A 10,886-nucleotide genomic window follows, 5' to 3' on the forward strand; every position below is an offset into this window, starting at 1 on the left:
GGTGCCGGGATCCCCCGACACCCCTCCGCGGACGACTACCGGCCGTTGAAGGCGTCCTTCAGGCGGGAGAACAGGCCCTGCTGGCCCGGCGCGAACTGGCCGGACGGCTGCTCCTCGCCGCGCAGCACCGCGAGGCGGCGCAGCAGCTCCTCCTGCTCGGCGTCGAGCTTGGTGGGCGTCTTCACCTCGACGTGCACTATCAGGTCGCCCCGGCCGCCGCCGCGCAGGTGGGTGATGCCCCGGCCGTGCAGCGGGATCGACTGGCCGGACTGGGTGCCGGGCCGGATGTCGACCTCCTCCAGGCCGTCCAGGGTCTGCAGCGGCACCCGGGTGCCGAGCGAGGCCGCCGTCATCGGGATGGTGACGGTGCAGTGCAGGTCGTCCCCGCGCCGCTGGAAGATGGCGTGGGTGGTCTCGGCGATCTCGACGTACAGGTCGCCGGCCGGGCCGCCGCCGGGGCCGACCTCGCCCTCGCCGGCCAGCTGGATCCGGGTGCCGTTGTCGACCCCGGCCGGGATCTTGACGGTCAGGGTGCGGCGGGCGCGCACGCGGCCGTCGCCGGCGCACTCCGGGCACGGGGTCGGCACGACGGTGCCGAAGCCCTGGCACTGCGGGCAGGGGCGGGAGGTCATGACCTGGCCCAGGAAGGACCGGGTGACCTGGGAGACCTCGCCCTTGCCGCGGCACATGTCACAGGTCTGCGCCGAGGTGCCGGGGGCCGCGCCCTCGCCGCTGCAGGTGGTGCAGGTGACGGCGGTGTCGACCTGGAGTTCCTTGGTGGTGCCGAACGCGGCCTCCTCCAGGGTGATCTCCAGCCGGATCATGGCGTCCTGGCCGCGGCGGGTGCGCGAGCGCGGGCCGCGCTGGCCGGCCGCGGCGCCGAAGAAGGCGTCCATGATGTCGGAGAAGCCGAAGCCCGCCGCGCCGGCGCCGAAGCCGCCGGCACCGCCGCCGCCCGGGGACAGCGGGTCCCCGCCGAGGTCGTAGACCTGACGCTTCTGCGGGTCGGAGAGCACCTCGTAGGCGGCGTTGATCTCCTTGAACCGCTCCTGCGTCTTCGGGTCCGGGTTGACGTCCGGGTGCAGTTCGCGTGCCAGGCGCCGGAACGCCTTCTTGATCTCGTCCTGCCCCGCATCCCGTCGGACGCCGAGTACCGCGTAGTAGTCCGTGGCCACCAAATGCTCCGCTTGTTCCGCCTGTAGTAGTGCTGCGACTGGACGCCACCGTTGAAATTCTAACGGTGGCCCTTGCTAGGACTCGGCCAGGATCTGGCCCACGTACCGCGCCACCGCTCGCACCGCCCCCATTGTGCCGGGGTAGTCCATCCGGGTCGGACCGATCACACCCAGTTTCGCCACGCTCTCGTCGCCCGAACCGTAGCCGACCGAAACGATCGAGGTGGAATTCAGCCCTTCATAGGCGTTCTCCCGCCCGATCCGGACCGTCATCGCGGCGTCCGCGGTCTCACCCAGGAGGCGGAGCAGGATGACCTGCTCCTCCAGGGCCTCCAGCACCGGCTGGATGGTGAGCGGGAAGTCGTGCCCGAAACGGGTCAGGTTGGCCGTGCCGGCCAGCATGATCCGCTCCTCGTTCTGCTCGGCGAGCGTCTCGAACAGGGTCGCCAGGACCGTGCTGACCGTCGGCCGGTCGGCCTGTTCGAACAGCGCCGGCAGCTCCTCCAGCAGCCCCGGGACCTCCGGGAGGCGCCGGCCGGCGGCTCTCGCGTTGATCCGGGCCCGCAGGTCCGCCAGCACCGTCTCGCCGACCGAGCCCGGGCAGTCGACCATCCGCTGCTCGACCCGGCCGGTGTTGGTGATCAGTACCAGCATCACCTTGGCCGGGGCCAGCGCCACCAGCTCGATGTGCCGGACGGTGGAGCGCGTCAGCGAGGGGTACTGCACCACCGCGACCTGCCGGGTCAGCTGGGCGAGCAGCCGCACGGTGCGGGCGACCACGTCGTCCAGGTCGACCGCGCCGTCCAGGAAGTGCCGGATGGCCCGGCGCTCGGGGGCGCTCATCGGCTTGATCTCGGCGAGCTTGTCGACGAAGAGGCGGTACCCCTTGTCGGTCGGGATACGGCCGGCGCTGGTGTGCGGCTGGTGGATGTAGCCCTCCTCCTCCAGCGCCGCCATGTCGTTGCGGACGGTCGCCGGCGAGACCCCGAGGTTGTGCCGTTCCACCAGGGCCTTGGAGCCGACCGGCTCCTCGGTGCCCACGTAGTCCTGCACGATCGCGCGGAGTACGGCGAGCTTGCGTTCGTCCAGCTGGCGGACCTCACCGGCCATGGGGCACGCACCTCCGTCTTCGCACGTTGTCCGACTGTGTCCCTCGCTGCTGCGGGCCGCTCCGGGAGGCCCCCGGTCTTGGCACTCTGAACCTACGAGTGCCAGAACCGTACCTGCCAGTGTAAGGCCCGGGTCCCACGGCAGGAACGGCCCGAGGGGCGTGATCCTCCCCGCAGTTCCGGACACGGCCCGCGGGGCCCCGGCGGTTCGATCCTCCCGGCACCGGGGTGGTGCCGGGAGGCCGTCCGGGTGGCAGCATCGAAAGCGACGGCGAACGGAGGAGCAAGCGATGTCGAGCTCGGGCCAGCACACCCGTTTCGCGCCCGACCGCGGCCTGACCGGCCGCATGGTCGCGACGATGTTCGTGATCGGGTTGCTGTACGTCGGTTTCACCGGCCTGCTGATCGCGCTGCTGCGCGGCGCCTGGCCACTGATCGTCCTGATCTCCGGCGGGCTGTTCGTGGCCCAGTTCTGGTTCAGCGACAAGATCACCGAACGGGCGATGGGCGCCCACCAGGTGTCCCCGGAACAGTTCCCCCAACTCCACGGCACCGTCGACCGGCTCTGCGCCCTGGCCGACATGCCCAAACCGCGGGTGGCGGTCGCCGACAACGACATGCCGAACGCCTTCGCCACCGGCCGCAACCCGCAGAACGCGGTGATCTGCGTGACCACCGGGCTGCTGCGCCGGCTGGAACCGGAGGAACTGGAGGGAGTCCTCGCGCACGAGCTGTCGCACGTCGCCCACCGGGACGTCGCGGTGATGACGATCGCCGGGTTCCTCGGCGTCCTCGCCGGGGCGATGACCCGGATCGCCGTGTACGGCGGTTTCATGGGCGGCGGGCGCAACAACAACGACCAGAACGCCGCCATCCTGGCGCTGATCATCCCGCTGGTGTCGATCGTCGTCTACGCGATCAGCTTCCTGCTCACCCGGCTGCTCTCCCGCTACCGCGAACTGGCCGCCGACCGGGCCGCCGCCCAGCTCACCGGCCGGCCCAGCGCCCTGGCCTCGGCGCTCACCAAGGTGACCGGGCAGATCGCGGCCATCCCCAGCAAGGACCTGCGCCAGGCGCAGCCGTACAACGCCTTCTACTTCGCCCCCGCGCTGAGCGCCCGGGAGGCCGCCTCGCAGCTGTTCTCCACCCACCCCAGCCTGGAGAAGCGGCTGGAGCAGCTGGCGAGGATCTCCGAGCAGCTCGGCCGCTGAACCCGCCGAGCCCCTGACGCGAAAGGACCGCCGTGGGAATCCTGGACACCCTGTTCGGCCGCACCAAGCCCGTCAAACCCGACCTCGACCAGCTGTTCGGCGTGCCGTCCGCCGCGCTCACCCTGGAGGCCGGGGCCGGGTTCACCCCCACCGGGCTCGGCTCGGTCTGCTTCGCGGCCGTCGAGGGTGCGGCCTTCGTCCAGGTCGAGCAGCAGGTCCGGGCCCTGCTGGACGCCGACACCGAGCGCGGCGGCGTCCCGGTGGAGGCCTCCAAGGACGACTACGGCTACTCCTGGCTGCTCGCCCGGCACCGGCCCGAGGAGCTGCCGGAGCTGGTCAACGACCTGCACGCGGTCAACAGCGAGCTGGAGGCGAACGGCTTCGGGCCGCAGCTGCTCTGCTCGCTGGTCGGCTTCCGCGATCCGCAGGGGCGGTCGCTGGCCCTGGTCTACCTCTACAAGCGCGGGACGTTCTACCCCTTCGCCCCGATGCCCGGCGGCGGGGAGAAGCGCAACAGCCCACTGGAGCTGCAGGTCAACGCGATGCTGGGGAACGACCTGCGGCTGGAGAAGGACCTGAGCCGCTGGTTCCCGGTCTGGGGCGCGCCGGGCCTCTGACACACCGTCCGCCGTCCCTATGATCACCCGTATGCGCAGCCGCCAGTACGGACCCGACCTGACCCCGCCGTGGAAGAAGCAGCAGCCCGCCCCGGAGGTGCCCGCCGAGCGGGACCTGGTGGTCGAGGAGGCGGCGACCGGCTTCTGCGGGGCGGTGGTGCGCTGCGAGAAGACCGCCGAGGGGTTCACCGTCACCCTGGAGGACCGGTTCGGCAAGCACCGGGTGTTCCCGCTGGTGCCGCGCGGCTTCCTGCTGGAGGGCCGGGCCGTCACCCTGGTCCGCCCGGCCGGCCCGGCTCCCGCCCGGACGCCGGGCCGCACCGCCTCCGGCTCCGTCGCCGTCCCGAACGCCCGCGCCCGGGTCGCCCGCGAGTCCCGGATCTACGTCGAGGGCCGGCACGACGCCGAGCTGGTCGAGCGGGTCTGGGGCGACGACCTGCGGACCGAGGGCGTCGTCGTCGAGTACCTGCGCGGCATCGACGACCTGCCCGCGATCGTCGCCGACTTCGCCCCCGGCCCCGGCCGCCGCCTCGGCGTCCTGGTCGACCACCTGCTGCCGGGGACGAAGGAGCACCGCATCGCCGCCCAGGTCACCGGCGACTCGGTGCTGGTCGCCGGCCACCCCTACATCGACATCTGGCAGGCCGTGAAGCCCTCCAGCGTGGGCATCCCCGGCTGGCCCGCCGTCCCGCGGGGCGAGGACTGGAAGGAGGGCACCTGCCGCCGCCTCGGCTGGCCGGTGGACACCCCGGCGGCCTGGAAGCACATCCTGTCGAAGGTGAACAGCTACAGGGACCTTGAGCCCGAACTGCTGGGCCGGGTGGAGGAGCTGATCGACTTCACGGCCCTGCCGGAGTGAGGCCGGTCAGACGTATTTCTGAAAGTCCGTGGTGTCCAGATTGATTTCAAGCAGCTCGATGGGGACGGGCTCGCCGAACTTACTGGTCCGCTCGGACATGTACCTCGGGAGACCGGAGCCGGGCTCCTGACCCAACTCGGTCAGCAGCACACACACTCCCTTGATCGGGTCGACGATCAGATACGCGGGGACAGTGCCCTCGGCATAGAGCTCCCGCTTGGTCCGGTAGTCGCGGTCGACACTGGTCTTCGACACCACCTCGACCACCAGGGAGACCGCCGGCGACGGCAGTAGCCGTCCGTGCTCCTCGACCGCCCCGCGTTCGAAGACGACCAGGTCGGGCTGAGGTTCGCTGGCCTGGCCGGGGATCCCCAGGTCCTGCGTGGTGAGAGGGCGCCACCGACCGTACGGAAGCTGGTGCTGAATCGCCAGGACGATGAGGTTGTGGACCATGTCAGGCCCGGCCATCATCACGATTTCCCCCCTGATGAGCTCGGCCTTGACGCCTTCCGGCACCTCCAGGTTCTCGAAGATCCCGGTCATCCGATCATCGATGGCGGTCATGGCGCTCTCCCTCCGACGGCTGACACCACGTTAACGACAATCAGTCCACCAGGTCACGTACCACCGCGTCGGCCAACAGCCGTCCCTGCAAGGTCAGTGCGGCGCGGCCCTGCTCGTAGGGACCGGCGGCGAGGAGGCCGTCGGCGAGGTGCCGGTCCGCCGCCTTGCGGCCGGTGTCGGCGAGCAGGTCGAGGGGGATGCCGTCGACCAGGCGCAGCTCCAGGAGGATGCGCTCGACGCGGCGGTCCTCCTCGGCCAGCACCTCGCGGGCCAGCGCCGGGGTGCGCTGCTCGGCGAGGGCCTGGGCGTAGGCGGCGGGGTGCTTGGCGTTCCACCAGCGGACGCCGCCGACGTGGCTGTGGGCGCCGGGGCCGGCGCCCCACCAGTCGGCGCCGGTCCAGTACAGCTCGTTGTGGCGGCAGCGGCCCTCGGGGGCGGTGGCCCAGTTGGAGACCTCGTACCAGGAGTAGCCGGCGGCGGCGAGCGCCTCCTCGGCGATCAGGTAGCGGTCGGCGTGCACGTCGTCGTCGATCATCGGCAGTTCGCCGCGCTTGACCCGGGCGGCGAGCCGGGTGCCCTCCTCGACGATCAGCGAGTACGCGGAGACGTGGTCGGGCCCGGCGCCGATGGCGGCGTCCAGGGAGGCCCGCCAGTCGTCGTCGGACTCGCCGGGGGTGCCGTAGATGAGGTCGAGGTTGACGTGCTCGAAGCCGGCCGCGCGGGCCTCGGCCACGCAGGCCTCGGGGCGGCCCGGGGTGTGGTGGCGGTCGAGCAGCTTCAGGACGTGCGGGCGGGCGCTCTGCATGCCGAAGGAGAGCCGGTTGTAGCCGCCCTCCCGCAGTTCGGCCAGGTACGCCGGGTCGACCGACTCCGGGTTGGCCTCGGTGGTGACCTCGGCGTCCTCGGCGAGCCCGAACTCCTCGCGGATCGCGGCGAGCATCTTCACCAGGTCGCGGGCGGGCAGCAGGGTCGGGGTGCCGCCGCCGAGGAAGACGGTCCGCACCGGGAGGTCCGTGTCCCCCAGCACCTTCCGGGCGAGGCGGATCTCGGCGACCACGTTGTCCGCGTACGTGTCCTGCGAGGCGACCGCCCCGGAGGAGCGCAGCTCGGTGGCGGTGTAGGTGTTGAAGTCGCAGTAGCCGCAGCGGCTGGCGCAGTACGGGACGTGCAGGTAGAAGCCGAACGGCCGGTCGCCCAGCCCGTCGAGGGCGTGCGCGGGCAGGGAACCGTCGGACGGCACCGGATCGCCGTCGGGGAGTGCGGAGGGCATGAGCCCATTGTCCCGTACGGCGCACCCGTTCGGGTGAGCCGTACGGGGCGGGGCGGCTCAGGCCTCGTTGGCGCCCGCGTACATGGCCGCCACGGCGTCCGCGTAGGTCCGCTCGACCACCGGGCGCTTGATCTTCAGGCTCGGGGTGAGCTCGCCGTGCTCGATGTCCAGGTCGCGCGGCAGCAGGTGGAACTTCTTGATCGTCTGCCAGCGCTGGAGGTCGGCGTTGACCCGCTTGACGAAGCCCTCGATCAGCTGGTGCACGGCCGGCTCGGCGGCCAGTTCGGCGTAGCTCTTGCCGGCCAGGCCGCGCTCGGCGGCCCACGGCAGGAGGACCGCCTCGTCCAGGCCGATCAGCGCGGTGCAGAAGTTGCGGCCGTTGCCGATCACCAGGATGTTGCTGACGAACGGGCAGACCGCCTTGAACTTGCCCTCGACCTCGCTGGGCGCCACGTACTTGCCGCCGGAGGTCTTGAACAGGTCCTTCTTGCGGTCGGTGATCCGCAGGAAGCCGTCCGGGGTGAGCTCACCGATGTCCTCGGTGTGGAACCAGCCGTCCGACTCCAGCACCTCGGCGGTCTTCTCCGGCAGGTTGTGGTAGCCGCGCATGACGCCCGGGCCGCGCAGCAGGATCTCGCCGTCCTCGGCGATCCGCACCTCGGTGCCGGGCAGCGGGCGGCCCACCGTGCCGATCCGCACGTCCTCCGCGCGGTTGACGCAGGAGCCGGCGCTGGTCTCGCTCAGGCCGTAGCCCTCCAGGATCGGCACGCCGGCGCCGATGAAGAAGTAGCCGATCTCCGGGGCGAGCGCGGCGCTGCCGGAGACCGCACCGCGCAGCCGGCCGCCGAAGGCCGCCCGGATCTTCGCGTACACCAGCTTGTCGGCGAGCGCGTGCTGCGCCCGCAGGCCCAGCGGGGCCGTCTCGGTGCCGGTGGCCACCCGGCTCTCCTGGACCGCCCGGGCGTGCTCGCGGGCGACCTTGGCCGCCCACAGGAAGATCTTGTACTTGGCGCCGCCCTCGGCCCGGGCCTTGCCCGCGATGCCGTTGTAGACCTTCTCGAAGATGCGCGGGGCCGAGGCCATGATGGTCGGCCGGATCACCGGCAGGTTGTGGATGATCCGGTCCACCCGGCCGTCCACCGCCATCACGTGCCCGGTGGCGATCTGCCCGGAGATCAGCGTCTTGCCGAACACGTGCGACAGCGGCAGCCACATGAACTGCACGTCGTCGGGGCCCAGCAGTCCGCTGGCCTCCTGCGCCCGGCCCTCGTACGCCCAGCAGTCGTGCACCAGGCGCACGCCCTTGGGGCGGCCGGTGGTTCCGGAGGTGTAGATGAGGGTGGCCAGCTGCTCCTTGTCGAGCCCGTCGACGGCCTTCTCCACCGCGTCCGGGTGCTCCGCCAGGTACCGGGCGCCGCGCTCCTCCAGCTCCGCGAGGGTGAGCAGCTCCAGGCCGGCGCTCTCGGGGGCCTCGGCGGGCGCGTCGAAGAGGATCACGGTGCGCAGCTCGGGCAGCTGGTCGAGCTGCTCGACGGCCTTGGCCAGCTGGGCCGCGTTCTCGGCGAACAGCGCCCGGGAACCGGAGTCGGAGAGGATGAACGCCGTCTCGTCCGCGTTGGTGCTCGGGTAGACGGTGGTGATCGCGGCGCCCGCGCACATGGCGCCGAGGTCGGCGACGATCCATTCCAGCCGGGTCGAGGAGGCCAGGGCCACCCGGTCCTCGGGGTGGATGCCGAGTGCCATCAGGCCGGCGGCCACGGCCTTGACCCGGGTCGCGGTCTGCGCCCAGGTGAGCGAACGCCACTGCTCGGCGCCGGGCGCGCCGTCGGCGGCCTGCTCGTCCACGGGCGAGGGGTAGCGGTAGGCCTCGGCGTTCGGGGTCAGGGCGACCCGCTCCAGGAACAGGTGGGCGACGGAGGCCGGACGCCCGGCGACGAGGTCGGACCTGCCGGAGCCGATCAGGGACTGCGCGGAACTCAACGAGGACCTCCGGGGGCGGGTGGCCGTCTGGATTGTCGCGGCGTCCGTGGGGGCGGTCGCCGGGCCCCGGTTCACCTGAACGGTACCGGTCAGTAACAAAGGGGCAATCAGCAGCCTAGGGGGAAACCGGTCATTCCGTAAGAGGGCAGCGCCCGACGGCACGCCCCCGCGCCACCGGTGCCGGACCCGTCCGTTCGGCAAAGGCCCGGCAAACCTCCGGCTCCCGCACGCCGAATGACCTGTACGACGCTACAGAACACGGAGAATTGGGGTGCGAACCCGACCGGCGACGACAAGAGTGTGCTAGTGCTGATCAGATTGCTGAGGGCGTACCTGCGCCCGTACTCCCGACCGATCACCCTGCTGGTACTGCTCCAGCTGGTGTCCACCCTCGCGGCGCTCTACCTGCCGACGCTCAACGCCGACATCATCGACGACGGCGTGGTCAAGGGCGACACCGGCTACATCCTGCGCGTCGGCGGGGTGATGATCGCCGTCACCGTCCTCCAGGCCCTGTGCTCGGTCGGCGCCGTCTTCATCGGCGCGCGCACCGCCATGGCCTTCGGCCGGGACGTCCGCGCCGCCGTCTTCGACCGGGTGCAGAGCTTCTCCGCCCGCGAGGTCGGCCAGTTCGGCGCCCCTTCGCTGATCACCCGGACCACCAACGACGTCCAGCAGGTCCAGATGCTCGCCCTGATGAGCTTCACGCTCATGGTCGCCGCGCCGATCATGTGCGTCGGCGGCATCATCATGGCGCTCAACCAGGACGTCCCGCTGTCCGGCCTGCTGCTCGCCGTCATCCCCGCGCTCGGCGTCGTCGTGGTCCTGCTGGTCCGCGCGCTGCGCCCCCGGTTCCGCAGCATGCAGGAGCGGATCGACACCGTGAACCGGGTCCTGCGCGAGCAGATCACCGGCATCCGGGTCATCCGCGCCTTCGTCAAGGACGACCAGGAGCAGGCCCGCTTCGCCGACGCCAACGAGGACCTCACCCAGGTCGCCCGCCAGGTCGGCCGGCTGATGTCCATCATGTTCCCCACCGTCATGCTGGTGGTGAACGTCTCCAGCGTCGCCGTGCTCTGGTTCGGCGCCCACCGCATCGACAGCGGCGCCATGGAGATCGGCGCGCTCACCGCGTTCCTCTCCTACCTGATGCAGATCCTGATGAGCGTCATGATGGCCACCTTCATGTTCATGATGGTGCCGCGCGCCGAGGTCTGCGCCGAACGCATCGAGGAGGTCCTCGGCACCCACAGCAGCGTCGTCCCGCCCACCGAGCCCGTCCAGAAGGTGCTGCGCCGCGGCAACCTGGAACTGCGCGACGTCGACTTCCGCTACCCCGGCGCCGAGGCCTCGGTGCTGCGCGCCATCGACCTCACCGCCCGCCCCGGCGAGACCACCGCGATCATCGGCTCCACCGGCAGCGGCAAGTCCACCCTGCTCGGCCTCGTCCCCCGGCTCTTCGACGCCACCTCCGGCCAGGTCCTGCTCGACGGCGTCGACGTCCGCGAACTCGCCCCCGCCGCGCTCGCCGAGAACGTCGGCATCGTCCCGCAGAAGCCCTACCTCTTCTCCGGCACCGTCGCCAGCAACCTCCGCTACGGCCGGCCCGACGCCACCGACGAGGAGCTCTGGCACGCCCTGGAGATCGCCCAGGCCAAGGAGTTCGTCGAGAAGCTGCCCGAAGGCCTCGACGCCCCCATCGCCCAGGGCGGCGGCAACGTCTCCGGCGGCCAGCGCCAACGCCTGGCCATCGCCCGGACCCTGGTCCGCCGGCCATCCGTCTACCTCTTCGACGACTCCTTCTCCGCGCTCGACTACGCCACCGACGCCAAGCTCCGCAAGGCCCTCGCCCGCGAGACCTCCGACGCCACCGTCCTGATCGTCGCCCAGCGCGTGTCCACCATCCGCGACGCCGACCGGATCGTCGTCCTCGACGAGGGCGCCGTCGTCGGCACCGGAACCCACCACGAGCTGATGGCCGACAACCCGACGTACCGGGAGATCGTGCTCTCCCAGCTCACCGAGCAGGAGGCGGCGTGACCACGCCCGGAAAGCCCGACCTGGACAAGGGGCAGGCCCCCGGCGGCGCCCCCACGGACAC

General features: G+C 71.4%; 9 protein-coding genes. 4 read left to right on the top strand and 5 right to left on the bottom strand.

Annotated features, from left to right (window positions below; genetic code table 11):
- Positions 1–35 precede the first annotated feature (35 nt).
- Together dnaJ and hrcA are read right to left on the bottom strand one after the other, a co-directional pair.
- Positions 36–1,175: a molecular chaperone DnaJ gene (gene dnaJ, locus ACIQOV_RS10280; RefSeq protein ID WP_380542290.1), complete on the bottom strand. Its 1,140-nt coding sequence runs from the start codon at positions 1,173–1,175 to the stop codon at positions 36–38.
- A 75-nt stretch (positions 1,176–1,250) separates the two neighbouring features.
- The gene (hrcA, locus tag ACIQOV_RS10285; protein WP_359903053.1) at positions 1,251–2,285 is read right to left on the bottom strand and encodes a heat-inducible transcriptional repressor HrcA; all 1,035 of its coding nucleotides are present in this window, start codon (positions 2,283–2,285) and stop codon (positions 1,251–1,253) included.
- 289 nt (positions 2,286–2,574) lie between these two features.
- Here hrcA and htpX point away from each other — a divergent pair, with 289 nt between their 5' ends.
- From htpX to ACIQOV_RS10300, 3 genes are read left to right on the top strand one after another with little or no spacing between them, the layout of a single operon-like run.
- Entirely contained in the window at positions 2,575–3,495 is a 921-nt protein-coding gene (gene htpX, locus ACIQOV_RS10290) for a zinc metalloprotease HtpX (protein ID WP_401047062.1), read from the top strand.
- 32 nt (positions 3,496–3,527) lie between these two features.
- On the top strand, positions 3,528–4,112 hold the full coding sequence (locus ACIQOV_RS10295) for a hypothetical protein (protein ID WP_380542287.1): 585 nt from the start codon (positions 3,528–3,530) through the stop codon (positions 4,110–4,112).
- 31 nt (positions 4,113–4,143) lie between these two features.
- Positions 4,144–4,971, top strand: a complete 828-nt coding sequence (locus ACIQOV_RS10300) for a DUF3097 domain-containing protein (protein WP_401047064.1) — start codon at positions 4,144–4,146, stop codon at positions 4,969–4,971.
- Between the two features lie 6 nt (positions 4,972–4,977).
- Here the strand turns inward: ACIQOV_RS10300 and ACIQOV_RS10305 are convergent, their stop codons facing one another.
- The 3 genes from ACIQOV_RS10305 to ACIQOV_RS10315 are packed head-to-tail and all read right to left on the bottom strand — an operon-like array spanning position 4,978 to position 8,785.
- Positions 4,978–5,535: a Uma2 family endonuclease gene (locus ACIQOV_RS10305; RefSeq protein ID WP_401047066.1), complete on the bottom strand. Its 558-nt coding sequence runs from the start codon at positions 5,533–5,535 to the stop codon at positions 4,978–4,980.
- A 40-nt stretch (positions 5,536–5,575) separates the two neighbouring features.
- Complete coding sequence (gene hemW, locus ACIQOV_RS10310; RefSeq protein WP_401047069.1) at positions 5,576–6,805, bottom strand: radical SAM family heme chaperone HemW; 1,230 nt, start codon at positions 6,803–6,805, stop codon at positions 5,576–5,578.
- A 57-nt stretch (positions 6,806–6,862) separates the two neighbouring features.
- Complete coding sequence (locus ACIQOV_RS10315) at positions 6,863–8,785, bottom strand: AMP-dependent synthetase/ligase (RefSeq protein ID WP_380542275.1); 1,923 nt, start codon at positions 8,783–8,785, stop codon at positions 6,863–6,865.
- A gap of 306 nt (positions 8,786–9,091) precedes the next feature.
- On the opposite strand from ACIQOV_RS10315, the gene ACIQOV_RS10320 reads away from it, so the two are divergent.
- Entirely contained in the window at positions 9,092–10,825 is a 1,734-nt protein-coding gene (locus ACIQOV_RS10320) for an ABC transporter ATP-binding protein (RefSeq protein WP_401047072.1), read from the top strand.
- Positions 10,826–10,886 lie beyond the last annotated feature (61 nt).

It is taken from the genome of Kitasatospora sp. NPDC091257 (genome assembly GCF_044757675.1).
GTDB classification, from domain to species: Bacteria; Actinomycetota; Actinomycetes; order Streptomycetales; family Streptomycetaceae; genus Kitasatospora; species Kitasatospora lactacystinica.